Origin of the sequence: Spongiactinospora sp. TRM90649, assembly GCF_029382225.1 — a bacterium.
GTDB lineage: Bacteria > Actinomycetota > Actinomycetes > Streptosporangiales > Streptosporangiaceae > Spongiactinospora.
Genome location: NZ_JARLTC010000005.1, coordinates 224,118 through 246,746, shown reverse-complemented (window position 1 = coordinate 246,746; position 22,629 = coordinate 224,118). Strand labels below are relative to the sequence as shown.

The window sequence follows — 22,629 nt, the reverse complement described above, 5'->3', positions numbered from 1 at the left end:
GTCTAGCCGCCGGTCCGGATCCCGGCCCGGCAGCGCACCGCTCAGGGGACGATGACCGTCACGCCGGGGGAGGCGCCCAGCGAGACCAGCGCCTCCCCGGCCTCGGGCAGGCCGATGGTCCTGGTGACGAGCCGGTCGGGCCGCAGCGTCCCCGCGTCGATCATGGTGAGCATCCGGGGGTAGTCGTGCGCGGCCATGCCGTGGCTGCCGAGCACGGCCAGCTCGTGGCCGATCACCCGGTCCATTGGCAGCGCCGCGCCGCCGGGCAGCAGGCCGACCTGCACGTGCCGGCCGCGGCGGCGCAGCCCGAGTATCGAGGCGGCGGCCGTCGCCGCCGAGCCCAGGGCGTCCAGTGACAGGCCCGCGCCCCCGCCGGTCAGCTCGCGGACCCGCTCGGCGGCGTCGCCGTCCCGCGCGTCCACGGTGGCCGCCGCCCCGAACCGGACGGCCAGCGCGAGCGCGCCGGGCGAGACGTCCACGGCCACCACCCGAGCCCCGGCCGCCGAGGCGATCATCACCGCCGACAGGCCCACCCCGCCGCAGCCGTGCACCGCCACCCACTCACCGGGCGTGACCGCCCCGACCGCCGTGACCGCCCGGAACGCCGTGGCGAACCGGCAGCCCAGCCCCGCCGCCGCGACCGGCGTCGTGGCCCCGCCGATCCGGACCAGGTTCACGTCGGCGTGCTCGATCGCTACATACTCCGCGAACGACCCCCAGTGCGTGAAACCGGGCTGCGTCTGGCGCTCGCAGACCTGCTGGTCGCCGCGCGCGCAGCTCGCGCACGTACCGCAGGCGCAGACGAACGGGACCGTCACCCGGTCGCCCGCCCGCCACCCGGCGACGTCCGGCCCGGTCGCCTCGACCACGCCCGCCAGCTCGTGCCCGGGGACATGAGGGAAGACCCGGATGTCGGGATCGTGCCCCTGCCAGCCGTGCCAGTCGCTCCGGCAGAGCCCGGTGGCCTCGACCCGCAGCACCGCCCCCGACCGGGACGGAACGGGGTCCGGAACCTCGGCGAGCGTCAGGTCGCCGCCGAACTCGTGATACACCACCGCGCGCATCGGCTCACCGTATCCCTCCGTGTGATCCCGGTCCCCGGCTGACGGCCGGGCCGATAGTGATCTACCCTGCTTTGGTGGACAGCGAGAGCCGGGCGGCGGCCGACCTCCTCCTCGCGCTGTGCCGCGCGGCGGAGGGGTTCGCGGGGTTGCGGCACCCTTTAGTCAGGCGTGAGCCGCTCTCCCGGCTCGACCCGGACCGCGCGATGGCCGGCGCGGAGTTCGTCCTGCCCGACGGCCGCGTGGTGCGCTTCGCCGTCACCCTGGCGGTCACCGGAGAGTCCTTCCAGGTCGGCGGCGAGGTCTTCGCCGAGGAGCGGGTGCTGCTCGACCTGCCCTCGCGCTCGCTGCCGGAGGCCGCCCAGGCGCTGGCCGTCTTCGAGGAGTACACGCAGGAGGTACTCTCCCGCGCCCCCTGGTTCCTGGAGGAACTGATCGAGGAACTGAGCGCCTGAGCCGTCCGGCTCATGGGGCGGGGAACGGGAAGCGCGGGGCGCCGGCGTCCAGCAGCGCGGTCAGCGGCTCGGCGTGCCACACCTCGGCCAGTTCGGCGGTGAGCACGGCCAGCAGCTCCGAGACGTCGGCGCGCGCCGACGCGTGCACGGCCTCGGCCACGATCAGCACCGACCGGGTGGCGTCCCGTACGGCCGACAGGCCGCTCTGGCGGTTCGTCCAGCGCCGCGCGTGCGCCCGCCCGGCGTGGTCCACGAAGATCACCTCACCCACGGCGGGGTGCTCCTTCTCGCCGGAGAAGGTCAAGTAGTCCTCGTCGCCCCGTGCGTGCCTGACGTCCAGGCCGCCCTCGACCTCCGCCAGGTCCAGCACCGCGATCGGGATCGCGAAGGCGAGCGACACCGCGTTGCACAGGTCGATCAGCGGGTGGATCCGCGGGAGCGTCCCCTCCTTCTTGAAACGGCGCAGCAGCGACTCCGCCGCGCAGCGGTACTGCGTGGGCCGCAGCCCCATCCGCGCGAAGGTCCGCCGCCACGCCTGGATCTCCGGAAACCCGCTCTCCGGGCCGGAGACCAGCCGGTCGGCCGCGATGGTGTGGAACGCGTCGACCCGGCCGCCCACCGAGACGTCCGGGTGAATGCCGGTGACGTGCACCACCCCGGCCACCAGCTCGGGATGCCCGGACCAGATAGCCGGGTCGTGCTGGAAGTACATGGTCCCCCACCTTGGCCATCCCGGGGCCCGTCGAACAGGTCCAATCCGGCCACCGCCGACTGGTCCATTCTCCGATGGCCGCAGCACAATGGGCGGATGACTCGATCACCACTGACCGGGGCGATCCGCCTGCCGGGCGGCGCATGGGTCCGGGGGCGCGGCCTGCGCAACCCGCCGCCCGGCGGCCCCACTCCCGAGTTCGGCCTCTACCTCGGGTCGGCCCGGCTCCGCAGGACTCACGAGGGCGCGATCCACTGGACCTCGCGGTGGCTGGACTGGCCCGACTTCCTGCTGCCGCGGGACCGCGAGCAGGCCGTGCGCGGCATTCGGCTGCTGCGCGAGCAGGCCCAGAGTGGACTGCCTGCCGAGGTCGCCTGCGGCGGCGGCGTGGGCCGCACGGGCACCGTCCTCGCCTGCCTGGCCGTGCTGGACGGCCTGGACCCCGACGAGGCCGTCGCCTGGGTGCGCGCGGCCCACCACCCCAGGGCCGTCGAGACGCCCTGGCAGCGCCGGTGGGTGCGGCGCTTCCCCCGTGATTGAGCCCTCCGCGCTCGGGGTCAGCGGCGGGCGAAGGCCCGGCGCGGCAGGTGGTAGGCCAGATCGGCGGCCGGCCCGGCCACCGTGGAACGCGTGCGCCGGGCCGCCGCCGCCCTCGGCTATGAGCCCAACCCGGTGGCCAGGGGCCTGATCACGGCCGTACCGCGGTGGTCGCGCACAACGACGTGATGGCCCTCGGCCTGATGAAGTGGAGCCGCCCGGCGCTCTCGCCGGTGGGTGACGCCCGCCGCCCACACCTCCATCCGCGCGTCCACCGGGGGCAGCGGCCGGACGTGGGCGGCGTCGTGGACGGTGACGCCGTCGGAGACGCCCACCGACGGCGTGCCGTCACCCCGAGCGACGAAGCGGACGATGTGCACGGCTGAACCTCGCGATCCTTGGGTATCCGGACCTCGTACCAATGTCCACTCAGACGCTAGCCGCCGGCCGGACGACCTCGATCGGCGGTGCAGCGCCGTTAGGTAGATTCCGGTTGTCCGATATTGGCAGGCGTGCGATGTGGTAGCTACCCTGTGCACGAACCTGAAGGGATGAAGAATGTCGGGGGACACTACTTCACCTGCGAACATATATCGGATCGAGATGTCGCGCGGGCAGCGCGCCGCCGCCTCCGCCCTGTTCGTAGTCGCACTGCTTGTTAGCATTTCGGTCACTCTGTGGGCCCCGGAGCCCGGCCTCTGGGGGCTCGTCCCCGTGGTCGTCTACGCCTTCCTCGCCCTCTGCGGCGTGGACATGGTGCTCGCCACGCTGGCCGCCATCGTCTGCGGCGTCATCCTCGCCCGCGTACCTCTGCTCCAGATGGGCGAGGTCCTGCTGACCTCGCTCGGCGACTTCATCGCCCTGCTCGGCGTGATCATCATGCTCGGCGCCGGGCTCGGCGAGGTGATCCGCCGCGCGGGCGTCGCCGACTACCTCGTGGTCGGCATCGTCCGCAGGATCGGCGTGCACACCCGCGTCCAGGTCCGCATCAGCGTCATGCTGGCCTGCGGCGTCCTGGCCTTCGCCCTCGGCACCCTCGCCGGATCGGTGGCGATCGTCGCGCCCATCATCATCCCGATCGCCGCCCTGGTCGGCTATACCCCGCCCGCCACCGCCGCCATGTTCTTCTTCAGCGGCCTGGCCGGGCTGATCCTCAGCCCGTTCGCGCCCGCCACCATCGCGGTCTTCTCCTCGGCCAAGGTGAGCTGGGCCGAATACGTCATCACCGCCGGCGGACCCGTGGCCGTGGTCATCTGGATCGCCGGATTCTTCGTGGTGGCCTGGAACCAGCGCCGCACCGAGGGCCGCTTCGCCTACCCTCCGGAGCGCGCCGCGCACCCCGAGGACGCCAAGGCGACGCCCGCGGTCAAGCGCGCCACCGCGGCCTTCCTGGTGACGTTCGCCGTGCTGGTCGCCTTCGCCGCCGCCACCAAGGCCGGGGCCACCTTCGTGCCCATCGCCATGGTCGCCCTGATGGCCGTGGTCGGGCTCGCCTCCTGGACCGGCCCCGGGAAGATCATGGACGCGCTCTACGCCGGGGCCTCCCGGCTGCTCGGCATCTTCTTCCTGTTCTGGATGCTGGCCGTGCTCTTCACACTGATCGACATGATGAAGCCGTACGACACCATCGTGGCGCAGTACGGCGACAGCCTCTCCTCCCTCGGCCCCTACCTGTTCGCCGTGGCGGTCGCCCTGGTCGGCTGGGTCGGCGTGGCCGGCGCGGCGGCGGCACAGGCCGTGCTGCTGTCCAAGGTGTTCGGCCCCGTCGCCACCGCGCTCGGGATCAGCCCGGAGGCGTGGACGACGGTGCTGCTGGCCAGCGCCCAGACCGACGGGCTCGGCCCCTTCCCCAACCCCGACATGATCGGCCAGATGGGCCTGGCCGAATCCAGCTCGCTGAAGTGGCAGCTCCTGTCGTCCTGGCTGGTCATGATCCCCGTCGTCGGCCTCTACCTGCTGCTGCTGGCGATCTACACGTGAGCCGCCGATGAGCTTCGACGAGATCTTCCGCGGCCTGCCGCCCGGCGCGGGCGCCCAGGCCGCCGGGCTCACGCTCGGCTACGGCGGAGCGCCCGCCCGCTCGGTGTCCGCCCGCCACGGCCCCACGCGGCTGCGCTGCGCCTCACTCCTCAAGCCGCTGTACGCCTGGGCGGCCCACCCCTCACTCGGAACCGGCCCGTTCCCGGAGGAGCGCTGGAACGCCACGGCCGAGCCCGCCGTCCGGGTCTCCGACAACACCGCGACCCTGGACCTCTGGTACTCCGCCGGCCCCCGCGTCATCCTCGACCGGCTGGCCGGCCGTACCGGGGTGAACTGGGTCCCCTCGTCCGCGGATCCGCACTGGTTCGGCGGGGTCGAGGTCACCGCCGAAGAGGTCGTCACCGCCTACGGGGCGCTCGCGCTCGCCGAGATCGGCTCCGACCTCGCCGCCACCGCCCTGCTGACCTGGATGCGCGGGGCAGAGCAGGGCTTCGGCGTGCCCGACGTGGTCGCCGAGGCCGTCGGCGCCGCGCCGGGCGCGGTCGCGGTCAAGTGCGGCTGGGCGGGCTTCGCCGACGAGATCGCGCTGCGCACGCACGCCGTGGCCGTCGCGCGGTCCGGCCCCCGTGCCGTGGTCGTCGCGGCGCTGACCGCGGTGCCGTACATCGACGGGCGCGACGCCTACGCCGAGGGCGTCGCCACCGGCGACGAGATGCTCGACGTGCACGAGGCCGTCGCGGGCGGGGTGCTGCGCGCCCTGGCCGGGCGCACGCTCGCCGAACTGGGCCTTCGGTGAGGCGCCACGCCGTCACCGGCGGCCTGGTGGCCGACGGCGACGGCGGTGAGCCGCAGGCGCTCGACGTCCTGATCGAAGGCGAGCGGATCGCCGCCGTGGCCACGCCGGGCTCCTTCGCCGGAATCCCCGCGACCGACGCGAGCGGGCTGGTCGTCGCCCCCGGGTTCATCGACGCCCACTCCCACGCCGACAACGCCCCCTTCCTGACCCGCGACGACACCACGAAGATCCTCCAGGGGGTCACCACCGAGATCGTCGGCAACTGCGGCTTCAGCCTCGCGCCCCGCGCAGGGACCGCCATCGACGACGACCACGCCGCCCGGCTCTTCCCGCCCGTCGCCGCCTCCTGGACCGGTTTTCCCGGCTTCCTCGCCGAAGCCGACGCCAGGGGATACGTCACCAACCACTGCCCGCTGGTCGGACACGGCACCCTGCGGGTCGCCGCCTTCGGCGTCGTGGACCGGCCGCCCGCGCCCCACGAACTCGCCGGCATGCGCCGATCGCTGCGCGAGGCGCTGGACGCCGGGGCGTTCGGCCTGTCCAGCGGGCTGATCTACCCGCCCGGCGCTTACGCCGGCACCGAGGAACTGGCGGCCCTCGTCTCCTGCCTCGGCCCCGGCCACATCTACGCCACCCACCTGCGCGCTGAGGGCGGCCACCTGATCCCGGCGATCGAGGAGGCGCTGACCGTCGCGGAGAAGACCGGACGCCGCACCCAGATCTCCCACCTGAAGTCGGTGGGACGGCCCAACCGGGGCGGGGTGGAGCGGGCGCTGGCCCTGCTCGACCGCGCCCGCGCCACGGGCGTCGCCGTGCGGCAGGACGCCTATCCCTACGACGCGTCCTCGACCTCGCTCACCGCCGCGCTGCCGCCGCACTACCTGGAGGGCGGCGCGCCCGCCGTCCTGGCGAGGCTGCGGAGGCCCGGCGCGGCCCGCCGTCTCGCCGCCGACCTGGCGGCGGAGAACCCGGGCTGGGAGAACCGGGTGGCGCTGGCGGGCTGGGACGCCCTGCTCGTCACCGACACCCCGAGCGGCGCGTTCGTCGGGCGCACCCTGGCCGAGATCGCCCGCGACCTGGCCGCCGAACCCGTCGAAGCGCTGGTCCACGTGCTGGTGTCGCAGGAACTGCGGGTGTCGTCGGTGACCTTCTGGATGGACGAGCGGGACGTGCGCGCCGCGCTGGCCCACCCCTGCACCATGATCGGCAGCGACGGCCTGCCGCCTGGCACCGGCGGGCGTCCCCATCCCCGGCTCTACGGCACCTTTCCCCGGATCCTCGGCCGCTACGTGCGGGAGGCCGGGCTGTTCACGCTCGGCGAGGCCGTCCATCGGATGACCGCGCTGCCCGCCGCCTGGTTCGGGGTGCCGGAACGCGGCAGGGTCGCCCCGGGGACGGTCGCCGACCTGGTCGCCTTCGACCCGGCCACCGTCCGCGACACCGGCGACTACCGGCACCCGGACCGCGCTCCCGAGGGGATCGCCTGGGTGGCCCAGGCGGGCCGCTTCACCGTGCGGCAGGGCCGCCACCTCGGAGTCAGGGCCGGACGCCGCCTGCTGCCCGCCTGACCCGAGAAGGGCAGGCACCCGCTCGCCGGGGCGGCCCGGACACGCGGAAGCCGCGCCCGGGGGACCGGGCACGGCTTCCGGTGAACGGCGGGTGGATCACATGGCCGGGCGGACCGGGAACCGGGTGGACGCCGTCTCGGACGTCGTCTCGGACATCGGCTCCGCGGTCTCCTCGGTGTCGCTCATCCCGCGCGACTCCGAGGAAGCGGTCTTCTTGGTGGAGGCCTGGTCGGTGACGTTGCTCAGCCACCAGTCCGAGCTCTCCTCCTCCTGCTCCTGCTGCTCATCGGCGGTGGTGGGGGAGGAGGACGACGACTGGCCGGTGCTCTCCTTCCACTTCTTCTCCCACCACTTGTCGTCCCACCATTTGTCGCCCTCGGACTTGGGGTCCTTGTACGACTTCTTGTCCTTGGGGGACTTCTCCTCGTGCCACGGGTCCTTGTCCCACTCGTCCTCGTGGGACTTCTCGTCATCCCACTTGTCCTCGTGCGACTTGTCCTTGTGCCACTTATCCTTATCCCACTTGTCCTTGTCCCACTTGTCGTCGTCGTGCCACTTGTCGTCGTGCCACTTGTCGCCGTCCTGCCACTTGTCGTCGTGCTTCTTTCCGGGAGGACCGGGAGGGCCAGGGGGGCCCGCCGGGCCGGCCGGGCCGCGGTCGCCCTTGTCGCCCTTCGGACCCTTGATCACGCGGTGGTGATGACGGTGGCAGCGCTTGCCGTGGCAGCGGCGGAAGCAGGGCCGCCTCCAGCAGCCGCCCCTGCACCCGCGACCGCGGCAGCCCCCGAGAAGCGGCTTCTCGCCTGCGGTGTTGATCTGTGTGACGACGGCCTGCGACGTGGCGCCGGAGGCCATGGCGGGCGTCTGCGCGGACGCCGCCAGTGCGGCGCCCGCCAGTGTCATGGCGGTCGCCGTGGCCAGGACGCGCGAACCGGCGCGGAACACCGGCGCCCATCTCTTAGTGTGAGAAGTCATGTGTTTCCCGTGTCATTCACGATCCCGGAGGACCGACATATCGTTACTCCGCGATAGCGGGGCAGCCGAGAGATACCCCCAGTTCGCGAAGGCCACGCGTCGATATCCGCTAGCTACGGCAATGAATGTCACAGTAAACGGAAATGTGTACGTGCTCGAATCCTTCCGGATTCCAAGGTCGTTGTGCCATGTTAACCGCGAATAGGCGGCAGTAGCACGGAATTTCCGTTTTATCCTGATATGCACATGTGATCGGTCGAAACTTTGCGACCAATCTAAATTGGTCTGGGCTGCTTGCTAGTGCATTCCGGGTAACGGATAGATTGTGTTGAAATTTCTAGCGCCTCTCGCCACCGCCCTCGCGCTCACCGGAGCCGCGGGAGCCGCCGGGATCGTCGCCGCCGCTCCCGCCAACGCCGACTCAGGAGTCCTACGCCCGGGCGACCGGGGCTTCGAGGTCAAACGCCTGCAACGCGAACTCTCCCGCCGGGGCTTCGACCCCGGCCCCGTCAACGGCCGCTTCGGCGACGAGACCGTGTCCGCCCTGTGGGCCTTCCAGAAGGCCAAGGGACTGCCCACCCGAGGCGCGGCCGACTTCTATACCTGGCGCGCGCTCGACCGGTACCGACGCACCCGGCCGATGGTCGCGGGCGGCGCGCCGAACAGGATCGAGATCAACCTCGGGCGCCAGGTCCTCACCGTCTACCGGGACGGCAAGCCGGTGCTGGTCTCGCACATCTCGACCGGAGCCAAGGTGCACTACTGCGAGAACGGCCGGTGCGGCGACGCCGTCACCCCCGTCGGCGACTTCCGGGTCACCAGCAAGGCCCCCGGGTGGACCACGGGCCCGCTCGGGTCGATGTACAACTCGCTCTACTTCAACGGCGGGATCGCCATCCACGGCTCGACCAAGGTGCCGACCCGGCCCGCGTCACACGGGTGCGTACGGCTGCCGATGCACATCGCCGACCGCGTCTACCGAATGGTGGGCGTCGGCGAACCCGTCTACGTGCGCGAGGGCCGCGAGGTCTGGAACCTCCAGCGGGCACGGCGCAGGCACTAGACGACCGCCGCCGGCCGTCCGGCCATCCGGCCGGACGGCTCGCCGTCCGCGGAAACCGCTACCAGGGGACCGGTTTGCGGTCGCGGAAGAAGCCGCCGGTCGGCCCGCCGTCGGGAAGCGTCGCCGCCCAGACGATGCCCGCCGCGCCCTCGGCCACCGGCCGCCCGCCAGGGCCGCCCATGTCGGTGGCCACCCAGCCCGGGCAGATCGCGTTCACCAGCACGCCGTCGATCCGCAGCTCGTCGGCGAGGACGCAGGTCAGCGCGTTGAGCGCGGTCTTCGACACCCGGTAGGCGGGACTGCCGGCCCCCATGGTGGTCAGCGAGGCCAGGCCGCTCGACACGTTGACGATCCTCGGATGGCCGCTCGCGCGCAGCAGGGGGAGCACCCCGAGGATCACCTGCCAGGCGCCGTAGAGGTTGGTGTCCATCGCCTCCCGCACGACCCCGAGGTCGGGCGAGGACGCCCGCTGCCAGGTGTCGTAGGTGATTGCCGCGTTGTTGACCAGGACGTCGAGCCCGCCGAACCGCTCGGCGAGTTCCCCGGCCAGGCGCCCGGAATCGGCTGGATCGGTGACGTCGAGCCGTATCGGATGGACGCGCAGCCCGTCGGCCGCGAGGACGCCCGCCGCCTCTCGCGCCTTGTCCTCCGACCGCGCGGTGAGCACCACCGTGTGGCCCGCCCGCGCGAGCTGCCGGCAGACCTCCAGCCCGATGCCCCGGTTCCCCCCGGTGACCAGCGCGACAACGTCCATCCTCATCCCTTCGACCGAGTCGGCGACCATCATGCCTGGTAACAGATCGGTTTCCGGCGACCGCCGCGACCTCGCCCGTACATACCTTGAGGACGCAGGGACGTATGGGGCGATCACGGAATCGGATCGCGCACATCTCCAGCGCCCTGAGCTGGTCGGCGGGCAGACGCTCGGCCAGCGCGGCGGGGTCGTCGGCGTACAGCGGGCCGGCGGCCAGCGCGCGGACGCCCAGTTCGGCCGCCTCGGCGGTGAACCCGGAGGCGCCGCCCGCGCAGTCCAGCACGACGCCGTCTCCTCGGCCGCGCGGAACGACGTCACACACGGTACTGCGGGCGGCGTATGGCGAACCTATAGACGGCGTAGGCAATGTGGGCGCGCCGCCGATCCGGGAGTCTGACATCGGCGCGGATAAATAGGTCTTTCGGCCGACCGGGCGACCACGCACGGTGGCCTCCCGGCCGATCCGGCAGGGGGTGCCGGATCGGCAGGCTTGTGCGCCATGAGTGAAGGTGTCGTTCTCGAAGGCCGGTCACTGGTCAAGCGTTTCGGCCCGGCCGTCGCGCTGGCCGGGGTGGACATCGCGGTCCGCCAGGGGGAGTCGGTCGCGATCATGGGCCCGTCGGGGTCGGGCAAGTCCACGCTGCTGCACTGCCTGGCGGGGATCATGAAACCGGACGCGGGTGAGGTCGTCCTGCTCGGGCAGCGGGTCGACGCCATGCGCGAGCGGGAGCGCAGCGCGCTGCGCCGTACCCGGTTCGGGTTCGTCTTCCAGTTCGGGCAGCTCCTGCCCGAACTGCCGGCGGAGGAGAACGTCGCGCTGCCGCTCATGCTGGGCGGCGCGTCGCGCCGCGCGGCCGTGGACCAGGCCCGTGCCTGGTTCGGTCCGCTCGGCCTCGCCGGGATGGAGGGCCGCCGTCCCGGCGAGCTGTCCGGCGGCCAGGCCCAGCGGGTCGCGATCGCGCGGGCCCTGGTCACCCGCCCGGCCGTGGTCTTCGCCGACGAGCCCACCGGCGCCCTCGACCAGGCGACCGGACGGGCGACGATGGAGATCCTGGTGAACGCGACCAGGGGCAACGACTCCGCGCTGGTGCTGGTCACCCATGATCCGCAGGTGGCGCGCTGGTGCGACGGCATGGTCGAGGTGCGCGACGGGCTGATCGTCTCCACGGCGGCGGTGTCGTCGTGAAGAACTCGATCGAGCTGAGCTGGCGGCTCCTGCGGGGCGGGGGACGGCAGGGGCTCACCGGCGCGGTGCTGACGCTGGCGGCGGTGGCCGTGTCCACCACGCTGCTGTTGTTCGCGGTCGGGATGAACGTGGCGTTCCAGTCCCGCGCGGACCGTGAGGCGTGGCGGAACCCGGTTCCCACCGCGATGCGGGACGCGGTGGCGGTGCAGTCGTCGCGCTCCGAGTTCGTCGCGGACCGGACCGTCGCGCTGGTCGAGGTGGCCGTGCTGCGGCCGGGGGTCGCTCCGCCGCCGGGTCTGGACCGCGTCCCGGCGCCGGGCGAGGTGTGGATGTCGCCCGCGCTCGCCGAACTGGCCCGTGAACTGCCGCGCGACCGGCTCGCCGGGCGTTTCCCGCCCGGCACTCCGAAGGTCATCGGGGATGCCGGGCTGGTCCACTCCGGGGAACTGGTGGCGGTGGTGGGCAGGACGGCCGACGACCTGGCGATGGCCGTGCCCGCGACGCGGCCCGACTGGCGGGACCCCGTGTCCGTCGCCCCGCCGACCCCCATCGCCGGATTCACCGGGAAGCACGGCGAGGTGGCCGTGGTCTACCAGATCCTGGCGCTGATCGCGACCGTTCTCGTCGTGGTCCCGCTGCTGGTGTTCGGCGGGGCGGCGGCGCGGCTCACCGTGGCCCGGCGTGACCAGCGGCTGGCCGCGCTGCGGCTGGTGGGCGCGACGCCGGGGCAGGTGGTGGCGATGACGGTGGCGGAGGCAGTGGTCGTGGCGTCCGCGGGGGCCGCCGCGGGCCTGGCCGTGTACGGCCTGACCATGCCGCTGCTGGCCATGATCCCGGTCGGCGGGGGCGGCTGGTACACCGCCGACCTGTGGCCGGGCGTGCTTCCGGTGGCGGCGGTGCTCCTGGCCGTACCCGTGCTGGTCGGCCTGTCGGCGGCGGCCGGACTGCGCCAGGTCGTGGTGAGCCCGCTGGGCGTCGCCAGGAGGCAGACCCCGCCCGGGATGCGGATGATCCGGCTCGTCGCGATGCTGGCCGCGCTCGGCGCGGTGCCGCTGGTCAGCGGTGCGGGCGCGGGGTGGGGCGTGTTCGTGGTGGTCCTCGGGCTGGCGTTCCTGTCGATCAACCTGGCCGGTCCGTGGGTCGTCGGGGTGCTCGGCCGGATGGTCTCGGCGTCGGCGCGAAAGCCCGCGCGGCTGCTGGCGGGCCGACGCATGACCGACGATCCCCGCTCGGCCTGGCGGACGGTGAGCGGGGTCGCGCTCACCGGGTTCGTGGCCGGTTTTTTGGGGCTCCTCTCGCCGGCCGGCGGGCTGTTCGGTGACGCGCCCGTGGGTCACCTGATGCTCAGCGCCCCGGCCGCGAAGGCCGAGACGGTCGCCAAGGAGGCGGACACCCGGCTGGACCGCGCGGGCGTCGCCGCGACCGTCGTGCTGTCGAAGGACGGCGACCGCAAGATCGTCACCGCCAAGCTGACGCGCCAGGACGCCGCCACCATCGACCGGGCGCGCACCGTTCTCGGCGGCCTGGTCCCTGGGCGGTCGGCGACCTCGCCCGCCGACACCGATCGTGAGGGGAGCATGATGCTCGGCGACGTCCGCACCGGCACGATCGTGGTGCTGGCGGTGTCGTTCCTGGTGGCGACGGCGAGCGCGGGCATCACCGCGGCGTCCTCGATCCTGGACCGCAGGCAGACCTACGGGCTGCTGCGCCTGGCCGGGACCCCGCTGGAGGTGCTGGACCGGGCGCGGCGTTCCGAGACGCTGATCCCGCTCACCGTGATGGGCGGCGGCGCGGTACTGGCGGGCCTGCTGTGCGGGCTGCCACTCGCGTCGGGCGGCGTGAGCGGCACCGGGCTCGTGGTGCTCGGCGCGTGTCTCGCGCTGGGGTTCGGCGGGGTGATCGCGGCGGGGGCGCTGAGCCGTCCGCTGCTGCGCTCGGTCACCGCGAACCCGGCGCCCCGGCCGGACTGATCGCGTCCCGGCCTGACCGCCCGGGTTTACCGGGCTTGCCGGTTGACCGCGCGGGCCGGTGGGCGTCCGACTGGGGTTTCCAGCCGCGCGGTTCAATCACAGGGGGCCCATTTTGAACCTGTTCGGAGAGGGCTTTCCGGCCGGATGTGCAGCTCACTGGTTCCCATAACACCGCGATAGAGGTTTTTCAGTACATCCCGGTCTAGCGTTCGCCCGCTAGCTTGACAGCACCCCCAGCAAGGAGTGCATATGTCAAGTCAACGCTCCGCTATCATCGGCACGGCCTTGATGGCCGTGTGCCTGGCCGCCACCGCGGCCCCCGCCGCCGCATCCGTCTCCGCACCGGCCGAACCGGCGCCGCCCGCGGTGATCGACGCTCTCGAGCGCGACCTGGGCCTCACCGAGCAGCAGGTCGTCCAGCGGCTGGCCAACGAGGACCGCGCGGCGAAGGTCGAGGCCGACCTCACCGTCTCCCTCGGCGCCTCGTACGCGGGATCCTGGCTCAACGGCGACGCCTCCAGGCTGCTGGTCGCCACCACCGACGCGGCCGCCGCGCCGGGCATCCAGGCAAAGGGCGCCCAGCCCGTGGTCGTCAGCCGTTCCAAGGCCCAGCTCGACGCCGTGCAGCGGCAGCTCGACAACGCCCCCGCACGGGCCAAGGCCGGCGCCTCGCTCTGGTACGTGGACGTGACCACCAACAGCGTCGTCGTCCTCGCCCCGCAGCAGGCGGCCGGTGACGCCCTCGTCGCCGCCGCCGGCGTGGACAAGAACCTGGTTCGCGTGTCCGTGTCCAACGAGCGCCCGCAGACCTACATCAACCTGGTCGGCGGGGCCGCCTACTACATCGGCTCCAGCCGGTGCAGCATCGGCTTCCCCGTCACCCGCGGCGGCACCCCCGGCTTCGTGACCGCCGGGCACTGCGGCCGGACCGGCTCCAGGACCACCTCCCCCACCGGCACCTTCCAGGGGTCGTCGTTCCCCGGTAACGACTACGCGTACGTGACCGCGCCCGGCAACACCGCCACGCCGTACGTGCGCGGCTCGGGCGGCGCGAACGTCACCGTCCGCGGCTCCACCCAGGCGTCGGTCGGCGCGTCGATCTGCCGCTCCGGCTCCACCACCGGCTGGCGCTGCGGCACGATCCAGCAGCACAACACCAGCGTGACCTACCCGCAGGGCACCGTCAGCGGCGTCACCCGCACCTCGGCGTGCGCGCAGCCCGGCGACTCCGGCGGCTCGTTCATCTCCGGCAGCCAGGCCCAGGGCGTGACGTCCGGCGGTTCCGGCAACTGCTCCAGCGGAGGCACGACCTACCACCAGCCGGTCAACGAGATCCTGAGCACGTACGGCCTCACCCTGCGCACCGGCTGACCGACTGACCCTCGGATGACCGGTTCCCGGACGGACCCCTAGTCCGCTCGCACCCCCCAGAACGTGCCCGGCGCCCCGCGCCGGGCACGTCCTTTTCCACCCCCAGCGCCCTCCCCGCCCGATCTCCCGCAGTGCCGCGCCGCAGGGAAGCGTTCGAGGAACGGTGGATCTTCTGAGGCGGAGGCTGAGGAAGGCGCCGTGAAATGGCAAACGTGTCGCCTCGCGTCGTACGGTCCGATGGTCGCCGTGAGGGTGATCCGGCCGCTGGGGGCGGCCGGATCGGGGGTGGAAGGAGAGGTTAGGGGAGGGGGCCGGTGATGCTTTCGATCCAGGTGCGGTGGGCGGGGGCGTTGGCGTAGACGCCGGCGCCGGCGTCGCAACTCGGACTCATCCGGTTGAAGGTGCCGACCAGTCTCCAGCCGCTGGGGGTGGGCGTCACGAGCGGGCCGCCGGAGTCACGGCGGCAGGGGCCTTCCTGGGCCTCCGGGTTGCCGGTGCAGACTTCCCAGCCCGGATTCACCGGGCCGCCGGACGGGTCGCAGGTGCTGTCCGGCCGGATCTGGGAGTCGAGCTGCTGGAGCACGGCAGGAGGTTCCGCGCAGAGGAAGATGTCCGGCCTGGTGCATCCCCAGCCCAGGAGCCGGACCGGCAGGCCTTCGGCCGGGGCGGCGCCGATCCGGATCGGGGTGTTGGTCACCGGGGCGTTGAGCTTGATCAGCGCGATGTCGTACACGTCCGTGCCGTCCGGGTGCAGCACGATCCGCTCCGCGGTGCGGGTCGTTCCGCCGCTCGCCCAGCGCAGGCTGCCGATCCGGATCTTCTCCGGAACCTCTTCCTCGGAGTCGAGGCAGTGGCGCGCGGTGAGTACCCACGAGGGTGAGATGAGGCTGCCGCCGCAGTCGTGAAGGAGGGTGCCCTCCCTCTCCTGCTGGATCGAGACCATGAACGAGTACGGTTTTGTCGCGTCCTTCCCGCCGACGATGGCCTGTGCCGATGGGCCGCCGGCGAGGATGACGGTGAGCGTCGAGAAGCAGATGGCCAGGAATAGGCCGAGCTTACGCAAGATCGCTTCCTTCGTTCGGGGACATGGCAGGACGGGATCGTCGAGACGTGAACCCGTCCGATGCGGCGGTTCGTCGTGGTGGCGAAGAGCCGCCAGAAGAACTGTCAGGCACACCACTGGCCATCTGACAGCCCGATCGATGCTCATCTTCTGACCATTCGGGCAGCCCCACCTGGTGATCAGGCGAAACGCGGGGCCGGCGCGCCAATCGGATGGCCGAGCATGCGCGATCGCACCGTGCTCGGGATGGCGGCGGCGACGTGTGCTGGACAGTGCGGCGATCGATTCTGCGGATGCGGGAGCGTGCCGGAGGTTCGCCGCGGACCGTGCGTGGTGGACGGCAGGGTCCGCGTGGTCGAAGAGCTCGGTGGCGCGGTGCTTCTGCGTACAAGGGGGGAGCGCCCCGGAGGGGCGGTTAGGGAGTGGCGGGGGGCGGCAGCCGGGTCTGGGGCCGCTCGCCGCCGTGAGGGTGCCGCCCGTTCGTGGTGTCAGGTGGCGGGCGGGAACCGGACGCTCAGGAAGTGGGCGTCGGGGTGGGGGTCGGGGTCACGGTCGGGGTGACGCTGGGGATCGGGGTCGTGGTGGGCACGTCGGTGGGGATTTCGGTCGGGGTTCCGGATGGGATGTCCGTCGGAACGTCGGTGGGGATGTCGGTGGGGATGTCGGTCGGGGGCAGCGTGGTCGTGGGGGACGGGATGGGCGGAGTCGGGCACGGGGTCGGGGTGCGCCACTTGGGTGTGCGGTCCCACCAGTGGCCGCCGGGCCACCAGCGGTTCTTTTCGCGCCAGAGGTTCTTGTGCGGGCGGGTCAGGTCGAAGACGTAGCCCGCGGTCGCCGAGGTCCCGTTGCCCGTGGCGGTCACGGAGACCCAGTCGCCCTGGCGTACCTCGCCGCCGCCCCTGCGGCCCGCCACGATCTTGGTGTTGTCGTCGATCGCGTAGACCTGCTCGTAGCCGTCCTGGCTGCGCACCGTGATCGAGTTCTCGGCCAGTGCCGTGGCCTCCCCGGTGTGGGTGAACAGCGTGACGAAGACGCACGGATCCTTGGTTCCCACCACGAACTCCCCGTGCGGTGTGCCGAGGAAGGCGAGTGCCTGCGACCGTGACACCGTCGCGGTGGGGCTCGGGGTGGGCGTCGGGGGCGTCGGTTCCACGGTGGGCGGAACCGTGCCGGAGTCGGTCGGGGTCGGCTCGGGCGGGCTGATCGTGCCGGTCGGCGTCTCGCTGACGGTCACGGTGGGCTCGGGGGTGGGGGGCGTCGGGCCAGGGGATGACGCGCTGGCCGCGGCGACGCCGATGCCGCTCCCCGCCACGAGCACGACCGTGGTGGCGAGGACGGCCGGACGCGACACGCGTCTATGTGGCCGCTTGGGGCCGTCCTGCGGCTCGTTGGTTGACTTTTCGGGATTTGATGGCATACCCATGTCCTCCAGCTAAGCGCGTCACGGTATAACGGCGGCGTTAAGACGCATACCGCCGTGCCGCGCCGAAGAGAACTCCTGCCGTGCCGAGGCGTCCCTCCGGCGGGCGCGGGAAAGCCTGCCCGCGTCAACGCGGCCCATGCGGGCCGTTATCGCGCCGGAGGTGCTCTGGAAGGACTTCTAGCAGCTCAACCGGGTGTCGAAAATCTTGTCAATCTGTGGGATCGGTGGGATTTCGTCCGGAAATCGAAGTAGGTAGCCCGGTTCGACGGAGGTTTCTCGCCCGCCGTCGCGCCCAGCCCCGGCCCAGCAGCACCGAACCCGGAATGACGGCCATGCCCAGCAGGTTGGTCGTGAGGTCGCGCAGGAGATTGCCGTCCAGCAACGGGATCTTCTTCGGCTTGAACACCGGCAGGCCGATCGACGCGGAGATCTCGATCCGCAGCAGCGGCGGCCGGATCGGCTGGGGACGCTCCGGCTCGGGCGGCCGGATCGGCTCGGCGCGCGGCGGTGCCGGTCTCGGCCGTTCGGGTACGTCCGGCGGCGGCTGCTGAATGCTCGGCTGGGGCCGGAAGGTCTGCGTCGGCCCGGGATTCTGCGGCTGCGGTCGCGGCTCCTCCGGCGGCTGGGAACGCGGCGGCCTGGAGACGGTCGGGGCGGGCACGCGCGGCCTGCGCGTCTCGTCCGGACGCGACGCGCTCGGCCGGGGGACCGGTGCCCGCGTCCGTGCCTCCTCCTGCGGCGGCAGGACCGCGATCGGCAGGGTGGCGACGGACGAGGACTCCACTCTGGGGCGTTCGCTCCTGGTCGGTAAGCCGGGCGACGGCTTCGCCCGCGGCGGGTCGGCCGTGGCGACCGATGTGGCGGCGGGCGTGCGCGGAGCGGCCAGCACGGGCGTGGGAGCCGGGTCCTCGGAGTTGACCACGGCCACGGTGGCCACGGCCCCGGTCACCGCGGCGATCGCCAGCGTCCCGGCGATGACCGCCTTGGGCCGCAGGACCGGCCGCAGCATCGTCCGAGCCAGGGACGTGCTCATGGTCAGCTCGGGCGGTGCGTGCACGCCGAACCCGACGAGCGCCGCCGCCAGGCCGCCCAGCCCCAGGCGGCCCTCCCGCTCCCAGTCGTCCCCGTAGGCGGCTCGGGCGGTCTCTTCCAGCTCGACCAGGAAGGCCGCCGCCGACGGCGGGCGGTCCGCGGGATCCTTGGCCAGGCCGTGCCCGACCAGTTCGCGCAGCGGCTCCTCGACCCGCTCGACGGGCGGCGGCGAGTGCGCGTGGCGGTGGGCCAGCACCGTGATGTCCCCGTCGAACGGCCGGGTCCCAGACAGGCACTCGAAGAACACGGCGGTCGCCGCGTAGACGTCGGTGGCCGGGCTCGCGGGATCGTTCCGCCAGAGCTCCGGGGCCATGTACGGCGGCGAGCCCGCCACCCCGGCCGCGTCCCCCGAGGGCACCGCGATGCCGAAGTCCACGAGACGGCTGCCGCCGTCCACGGTGACCAGCACGTTCTCGGGCTTGAAGTCCCGGTGCACCACGCCCGCCTCGTGCGCGGCGGCCAGCCCGAGCAGCGCGCCCTTGAGCACGGCGAGCGCGGCCTGCGGCCCGGTCGCCCCGCGTTCCCTGATCAGGCGGCGCAGGGTGACACCGTCCACCAGTTCCATGACGATGGCCGCGCCGTCCGGGGTCTCCACGTAGTCCAGCAGCCGGGCGATGTGCGGGCCGCCGAGGGTGGCGATGAACCGTGCCTCTTCCCTGAAGCGGGCGACGAAGCGCGGGTCGGCGAGCAGGTCGCCGGACAGGTACTTGACGGCGACGTGGGTGCCGTCCGCGTCGTATCGCGCGAGCACCACCCGCCCTGAGGCACCCGACCCCAGCTCACGGAGATGGGTGTGACCGGGCACCTGCCAGCCCTGGGGGCGGTTCGCCACAGCGGACTCCCTACGCACGAATCGGCGGGGAAAGATCTGGTTATGGTCGGAAGTTATCCGCAAGATGACCTTATGTCGAGATAAGTGTTTCTATTCGTGACTATTTGTTTCAGTCGTCGAGGCGGCCCTCGTGGGCGATGTCCTCGGCCGCCCTGATGAAGTCGCCGATGTACGCCGCGGTGGCCGCCCGCGGCCAGGCGACGGCGACGACGCTGGGGCTGAGATCGGCCATCGGGACGTATACGACATTCGCCAACGGATGGCGTTCGGCCATTGAAAGTGGAACATAGGCGACGGCCTCTCCGGAGGCGACGGTTTCGATCGCCTGCGCGAGGTCGCACACCGCCGGACCCTGCCGGACCGGAACGCGGGGCAGAGTGGGCCGGTCCCGCCCGCTCCAGTAGGCGGCGACGTCGGCTCCGGCCCCCGGCCGGTGCGGGAAGATCTCCTCCGCCAGGTCGGAGCGCTCCAGTCGATCACGCCCGGCGAGCCGGTGCCCGGCGGGCAGCGCGGCCACACGGGGCTCGCTGTGCAGCGGCTCGAAGTCGAGCCCGGTCGCGTCGAACGGGCTGCGCAGCAGGGCCACGTCCGCCTCGCCCCGGTGCACCAGGGCGGCGGGGTCCTGCCAGCCGGTGACCATGGCGCTGACCGCCCGCCGTCCGGGCACGGCCTGGTAGCGGGTGCGGATCCTGGCCAGCAGCGCGGCGTCCGCCGACCGGGCGGCGACCAGCAGCGGCGGCCGGCCCGTCGCGGTACGGCGGGCGCGGCGCAGCGCCCCGTCGAAGGCGGTGAGGACGAAACGGGCGGAATCGAGCAGTTCCTCGGCTTCCGGGGTGAGGGAGACCAGGCGGGTGGTCCGATCGAAGAGCCTGAGGCCGAGCTTGGCCTCCAGTCGCCGGATGCTGCGGGAGAGCGGGGGCTGGGCGATGCCCAGGCGCTCTGCCGCCCGGCTGAAGCTCAGCTCCTCGGCCACGGAGACGAAGTAGCGGAGCTCCCGGATCTCCACGTTATTCATACTCGATCACAATAAATCCCATTGATGCAGATATTTCCCTTAGAGGTTGGTATCTGATGGATGCGGCCACTGTGGGATGTTGAGGAGACGGTGGTGGCCCAGGGCCGGAGGGCTCAGCGGGCGCTGGTCACGATGGCGCTGGTCGCTGTTGCGTCTATGACGGTTGCGTCTGTGACGGTCGCGCCCATGACAGAGGCGCGTGTGATGGTGGCGCGGGCCATGTCGCCCGGCTCCGGCCCGGCCTGGGCGACCTGCTCGCCCCCGGGCGCCCAGACGCCGGAACGGCCCGTCGTCCGCTCGTATCCGCCCCCGGTCGGCCCCGCGAACGCGGCGACCACCGCCCAGACGCCGTGTCCGGCGGCGATCTCGCGGGCGCGGGCCGCCATGGCGTCCGCCTCGGAGTCGAACTTCAGCGCCGCGGCCACGTAGACGTCGATGCCGAGGGCCGCCGTGTCGCGGGCGTGCCGCGCGACGTTCAGGTCCTTGCAGACGGCGAGGCCGAGGCGCAGGCCGTCCACCTCGACGGCGACCGGTTCGGCTCCCGGGGCGAACCGCGCGGCCTCCGCGTCGCCCAGCCATACCTTGCGGTACGCCACCGTTACCCCGTCGCCGTCGATCATCAGCGTCGCGATGTGCGGACGGCCGGACGCGCCCTCTACAGGCGCGCCCGCGAACGCCACCGAGCCGGTCCGCGCGCACGCGTCCACCAGCGGCGCGAGCCGCGGATCGGCGGGGCCGACCGCCGGGGCGTCCAGTTCGTATCCGGTCAGCGACATCTCCGGGAAGACCACCACCCGCGACCGCGCCGACCTCACCGCCGTCGCGTGCGCGAGCGCGTTCGCCGTGAGGTCGTACGGCACGCACCGCGGCTGGGCGGCCGCGATGCCGAGCCGGTCGTGCATGGGCCGCCCCCTTTAACCGGTCAGACCCGCCAATCATAGGTGGAAGCGGTCAACCCGCATCGCTCAGGCGGACGGTGTGCCACTCGGGTCGTCACCGGGGCATCATTCAGGGCGGCCGCGCCCCGGGGCGCGGGATGATCGATGCGGAGCCGTCCGCCGGTATCGGCCGGATGGGTCCATGCATCTCATATACGGTACTGAATGCACTGATGACTTTGTGATTGCAAGGAATGCCGGGGCTTGCGGCCGGTATCTACGAAGATAGGGTGATGGACATGACGACGTTTCGAATCAGCGAGGCCGCCGCGCTGCTCGGGGTCAGCGCGGACACGGTGCGGCGCTGGATCGACGCCGGTCGGCTGCCCGCGCGGCGTGACGTGCTCGGCCACCGCATGGTGGCGGGCACCGACCTGGCCGCGTTCGCCAGGGCCCAGGTCGCGACGGAGGACGGCACGGGTTTCTCCTCGGCCCGCAACCGCTTCCGCGGCATCGTGACCGAGGTGGTCAAGGACGCGGTGATGGCCCAGGTGGAGATCGCCGCCGGGCCGTTCCGCGTGGTCTCCCTGATGAGCCGCCAGGCCGTGGACGAACTCGGCCTGGAGGTCGGGGTGATGGCCGTCGCGGTGATCAAGTCCACCAACGTCGTCGTGGAGATTCCCGACAACGCTCGCACAGCGAGTCATTAAGGAGTGCCAGGTGATCAGGCGTCCTTCCCGCTGGGCCCTCACCGTCCCCGCCCTCGCCCTGACGCTGGGCCTTTCGGCCTGCGGAACCAGCGGCCCCACCCCGGCAGGCGCCGGAGCCTTGCCGTCCGGCTCCGCCAAGGGGGCCACGTCGCTGACGGTCTTCGCCGCCGCCTCGCTGACCGGCACCTTCACGGAGCTGGGCAAGGCGTTCGAGGCCGCCCACCCCGGCACCAAAGTGACCTTCAACTTCGGCTCCAGCGCCACGCTCGCCCAGCAGATCACCCAGGGCGCGCCGGCCGACGTGTTCGCCGCCGCCAGCCCGGCGACGATGGAGTCCGTGACCGACGCGTCGCTCGCCGCCGCACCGGCCACGTTCGTGCGCAACAAGCTGGAGATCGCGGTCCCGGCCGACAACCCGGCGAAGGTGGACGACCTGAAGGACCTCACCAGCCCCGACGTCAAGGTCGCGCTGTGCGCGGAGCAGGTGCCGTGCGGCGCGGCGGCGGTCAAGGCGCTGGACGCCGCCGGGCTCAAGGTCACCCCGGTGACCCTGGAGCAGGACGTCAAGGCCACGCTGACCAAGGTCGAGCTGGGCGAGGTGGACGCCGCGCTGGTCTACAAGACCGACGTGATCGCCGCGGCGGGCAAGGTAACCGGCATCGAGTTCCCCGAGGCCGACAGGGCGATCAACGACTATCCGATCGCCGCCCTGTCCAAGGCGCCCGCGCCGGACCTGGCCAAGGGATTCGTCGAGCTGGTGCTGTCACCGCAGGGGAAGGACGTGCTGACCAAGGCCGGATTCCAGGCCCCCTGACCGGCATGACGCGGATGGGAGCACGGATGTGACACCGCAGAGGCGGGCCGGGCGGGGTGGGCGGCGTGAGGCCGCCTGCCGGTCCGCCGCCAATGCCGTCTGCCTGGGCGGCCCGTGCCACGGACTGCTCACCCGCGTCGACCAGGATCTCGGCCTCGTCCGCGTGCCAGTGCCGAACGACACGGGGCCGGACGACACGGGGCCGCGTGGCACGGTCACCGCCGAGTACCTCGTGACCCGCGAACGCGTCCACCAACCAGGCCAGTCCGGGCCGCTTCTCGCCCTGCACTGGGCGGGCGTGCCGGTGCGTGTCTGCCGGGGCGGAGGGCCCTGAGCGACACCGGACTTTTCTGTCGGTGGCACCACCTATGCTG

22 protein-coding genes are annotated in these 22,629 nt (G+C 72.3%); 12 read left to right on the top strand and 10 right to left on the bottom strand.

The window, feature by feature from the left end:
* Window positions 1-41: 41 nt before the first annotated feature.
* On the bottom strand, window positions 42-1,064 hold the full coding sequence (locus P3X83_RS06640) for a zinc-dependent alcohol dehydrogenase family protein (RefSeq protein WP_277303966.1): 1,023 nt from the start codon (window positions 1,062-1,064) through the stop codon (window positions 42-44).
* A 74-nt stretch (window positions 1,065-1,138) separates the two neighbouring features.
* Here P3X83_RS06640 and P3X83_RS06635 point away from each other — a divergent pair, with 74 nt between their 5' ends.
* The gene (locus P3X83_RS06635) at window positions 1,139-1,516 is read left to right on the top strand and encodes a hypothetical protein (protein ID WP_277303965.1); all 378 of its coding nucleotides are present in this window, start codon (window positions 1,139-1,141) and stop codon (window positions 1,514-1,516) included.
* A gap of 10 nt (window positions 1,517-1,526) precedes the next feature.
* Here P3X83_RS06635 and P3X83_RS06630 read toward each other — a convergent pair whose 3' ends face one another.
* Entirely contained in the window at window positions 1,527-2,228 is a 702-nt protein-coding gene (locus P3X83_RS06630; protein ID WP_277303964.1) for a phenylalanine--tRNA ligase beta subunit-related protein, read from the bottom strand.
* A gap of 96 nt (window positions 2,229-2,324) precedes the next feature.
* Between P3X83_RS06630 and P3X83_RS06625 the strand changes: the two genes are divergently transcribed.
* Complete coding sequence (locus tag P3X83_RS06625) at window positions 2,325-2,768, top strand: protein-tyrosine phosphatase family protein (protein WP_277303963.1); 444 nt, start codon at window positions 2,325-2,327, stop codon at window positions 2,766-2,768.
* 116 nt (window positions 2,769-2,884) lie between these two features.
* Here P3X83_RS06625 and P3X83_RS06620 read toward each other — a convergent pair whose 3' ends face one another.
* Window positions 2,885-3,145 carry a hypothetical protein gene (locus P3X83_RS06620; protein WP_277303962.1) on the bottom strand — a complete coding sequence of 87 codons (261 nt, stop codon included), beginning with the start codon at window positions 3,143-3,145 and terminating at the stop codon, window positions 2,885-2,887.
* Between the two features lie 223 nt (window positions 3,146-3,368).
* On the opposite strand from P3X83_RS06620, the gene P3X83_RS06615 reads away from it, so the two are divergent.
* From P3X83_RS06615 to P3X83_RS06605, 3 genes are read left to right on the top strand one after another with little or no spacing between them, the layout of a single operon-like run.
* Entirely contained in the window at window positions 3,369-4,745 is a 1,377-nt protein-coding gene (locus P3X83_RS06615) for a Na+/H+ antiporter NhaC family protein (RefSeq protein WP_277303961.1), read from the top strand.
* 7 nt (window positions 4,746-4,752) lie between these two features.
* Window positions 4,753-5,541 carry a hypothetical protein gene (locus P3X83_RS06610; protein WP_277303960.1) on the top strand — a complete coding sequence of 263 codons (789 nt, stop codon included), beginning with the start codon at window positions 4,753-4,755 and terminating at the stop codon, window positions 5,539-5,541.
* On the top strand, window positions 5,538-7,109 hold the full coding sequence (locus tag P3X83_RS06605; RefSeq protein WP_277303959.1) for a D-aminoacylase: 1,572 nt from the start codon (window positions 5,538-5,540) through the stop codon (window positions 7,107-7,109). Before P3X83_RS06610 ends, P3X83_RS06605 begins: the two co-directional genes overlap by 4 nt.
* A 96-nt stretch (window positions 7,110-7,205) precedes the next feature.
* Here the strand turns inward: P3X83_RS06605 and P3X83_RS06600 are convergent, their stop codons facing one another.
* Entirely contained in the window at window positions 7,206-8,084 is an 879-nt protein-coding gene (locus P3X83_RS06600; RefSeq protein WP_277303958.1) for a hypothetical protein, read from the bottom strand.
* A 328-nt stretch (window positions 8,085-8,412) separates the two neighbouring features.
* Between P3X83_RS06600 and P3X83_RS06595 the strand changes: the two genes are divergently transcribed.
* The gene (locus tag P3X83_RS06595) at window positions 8,413-9,147 is read left to right on the top strand and encodes a L,D-transpeptidase family protein (protein WP_277303957.1); all 735 of its coding nucleotides are present in this window, start codon (window positions 8,413-8,415) and stop codon (window positions 9,145-9,147) included.
* A gap of 58 nt (window positions 9,148-9,205) precedes the next feature.
* Here the strand turns inward: P3X83_RS06595 and P3X83_RS06590 are convergent, their stop codons facing one another.
* Window positions 9,206-9,901, bottom strand: a complete 696-nt coding sequence (locus P3X83_RS06590) for an SDR family oxidoreductase (RefSeq protein WP_277303956.1) — start codon at window positions 9,899-9,901, stop codon at window positions 9,206-9,208.
* Between the two features lie 499 nt (window positions 9,902-10,400).
* On the opposite strand from P3X83_RS06590, the gene P3X83_RS06585 reads away from it, so the two are divergent.
* The 3 genes from P3X83_RS06585 (at window position 10,401) to P3X83_RS06575 (ending at window position 14,428) form a co-directional block, all read left to right on the top strand.
* A complete protein-coding gene (locus tag P3X83_RS06585) occupies window positions 10,401-11,087 on the top strand; it encodes an ABC transporter ATP-binding protein (RefSeq protein ID WP_277303955.1) in 687 nt (228 codons plus the stop codon).
* Window positions 11,084-13,057, top strand: coding sequence for an ABC transporter permease (locus P3X83_RS06580; protein ID WP_277303954.1), 1,974 nt, complete (start codon window positions 11,084-11,086; stop codon window positions 13,055-13,057). Before P3X83_RS06585 ends, P3X83_RS06580 begins: the two co-directional genes overlap by 4 nt.
* Before the next feature lie 249 nt (window positions 13,058-13,306).
* Window positions 13,307-14,428, top strand: coding sequence for a S1 family peptidase (locus P3X83_RS06575; RefSeq protein ID WP_277303953.1), 1,122 nt, complete (start codon window positions 13,307-13,309; stop codon window positions 14,426-14,428).
* 298 nt (window positions 14,429-14,726) lie between these two features.
* Here the strand turns inward: P3X83_RS06575 and P3X83_RS06570 are convergent, their stop codons facing one another.
* The 5 genes from P3X83_RS06570 to P3X83_RS06550 form a co-directional block, all read right to left on the bottom strand.
* Window positions 14,727-15,491 carry a serine protease gene (locus P3X83_RS06570; RefSeq protein WP_277303952.1) on the bottom strand — a complete coding sequence of 255 codons (765 nt, stop codon included), beginning with the start codon at window positions 15,489-15,491 and terminating at the stop codon, window positions 14,727-14,729.
* Between the two features lie 514 nt (window positions 15,492-16,005).
* On the bottom strand, window positions 16,006-16,842 hold the full coding sequence (locus tag P3X83_RS06565) for a hypothetical protein (RefSeq protein ID WP_277303951.1): 837 nt from the start codon (window positions 16,840-16,842) through the stop codon (window positions 16,006-16,008).
* 280 nt (window positions 16,843-17,122) lie between these two features.
* Complete coding sequence (locus P3X83_RS06560; RefSeq protein ID WP_277303950.1) at window positions 17,123-18,838, bottom strand: serine/threonine protein kinase; 1,716 nt, start codon at window positions 18,836-18,838, stop codon at window positions 17,123-17,125.
* A gap of 109 nt (window positions 18,839-18,947) precedes the next feature.
* Window positions 18,948-19,844, bottom strand: coding sequence for a LysR family transcriptional regulator (locus tag P3X83_RS06555; RefSeq protein WP_277303949.1), 897 nt, complete (start codon window positions 19,842-19,844; stop codon window positions 18,948-18,950).
* 122 nt (window positions 19,845-19,966) lie between these two features.
* Window positions 19,967-20,755, bottom strand: coding sequence for a carbon-nitrogen hydrolase family protein (locus tag P3X83_RS06550; RefSeq protein ID WP_277303948.1), 789 nt, complete (start codon window positions 20,753-20,755; stop codon window positions 19,967-19,969).
* 275 nt (window positions 20,756-21,030) lie between these two features.
* On the opposite strand from P3X83_RS06550, the gene P3X83_RS06545 reads away from it, so the two are divergent.
* From P3X83_RS06545 to P3X83_RS06535, 3 genes are read left to right on the top strand one after another with little or no spacing between them, the layout of a single operon-like run.
* On the top strand, window positions 21,031-21,441 hold the full coding sequence (locus P3X83_RS06545; protein ID WP_277303947.1) for a TOBE domain-containing protein: 411 nt from the start codon (window positions 21,031-21,033) through the stop codon (window positions 21,439-21,441).
* A gap of 10 nt (window positions 21,442-21,451) precedes the next feature.
* Complete coding sequence (gene modA / locus P3X83_RS06540; RefSeq protein WP_277303946.1) at window positions 21,452-22,255, top strand: molybdate ABC transporter substrate-binding protein; 804 nt, start codon at window positions 21,452-21,454, stop codon at window positions 22,253-22,255.
* A 28-nt stretch (window positions 22,256-22,283) separates the two neighbouring features.
* Window positions 22,284-22,589: a hypothetical protein gene (locus tag P3X83_RS06535; protein WP_277303945.1), complete on the top strand. Its 306-nt coding sequence runs from the start codon at window positions 22,284-22,286 to the stop codon at window positions 22,587-22,589.
* Window positions 22,590-22,629: the final 40 nt, after the last annotated feature.

Bases quoted from the DNA above. Each gene is read 5' to 3' on its own strand.
- P3X83_RS06600 (WP_277303958.1), bottom strand. From the start codon at position 8,084: ATGACTTCTCACACTAAGAGATGGGCGCCGGTGTTCCGCGCCGGTTCG.
- P3X83_RS06585 (WP_277303955.1), top strand. From the start codon at position 10,401: ATGAGTGAAGGTGTCGTTCTCGAAGGCCGGTCACTGGTCAAGCGTTTC.
- P3X83_RS06550 (WP_277303948.1), bottom strand. From the start codon at position 20,755: ATGCACGACCGGCTCGGCATCGCGGCCGCCCAGCCGCGGTGCGTGCCG.
- P3X83_RS06575 (WP_277303953.1), top strand. From the start codon at position 13,307: ATGTCAAGTCAACGCTCCGCTATCATCGGCACGGCCTTGATGGCCGTG.
- P3X83_RS06590 (WP_277303956.1), bottom strand. From the start codon at position 9,901: ATGGACGTTGTCGCGCTGGTCACCGGGGGGAACCGGGGCATCGGGCTG.
- P3X83_RS06610 (WP_277303960.1), top strand. From the start codon at position 4,753: ATGAGCTTCGACGAGATCTTCCGCGGCCTGCCGCCCGGCGCGGGCGCC.
- P3X83_RS06615 (WP_277303961.1), top strand. From the start codon at position 3,369: ATGTCGCGCGGGCAGCGCGCCGCCGCCTCCGCCCTGTTCGTAGTCGCA.
- P3X83_RS06640 (WP_277303966.1), bottom strand. From the start codon at position 1,064: ATGCGCGCGGTGGTGTATCACGAGTTCGGCGGCGACCTGACGCTCGCC.
- P3X83_RS06625 (WP_277303963.1), top strand. From the start codon at position 2,325: ATGACTCGATCACCACTGACCGGGGCGATCCGCCTGCCGGGCGGCGCA.
- P3X83_RS06630 (WP_277303964.1), bottom strand. From the start codon at position 2,228: ATGTACTTCCAGCACGACCCGGCTATCTGGTCCGGGCATCCCGAGCTG.
- P3X83_RS06545 (WP_277303947.1), top strand. From the start codon at position 21,031: ATGACGACGTTTCGAATCAGCGAGGCCGCCGCGCTGCTCGGGGTCAGC.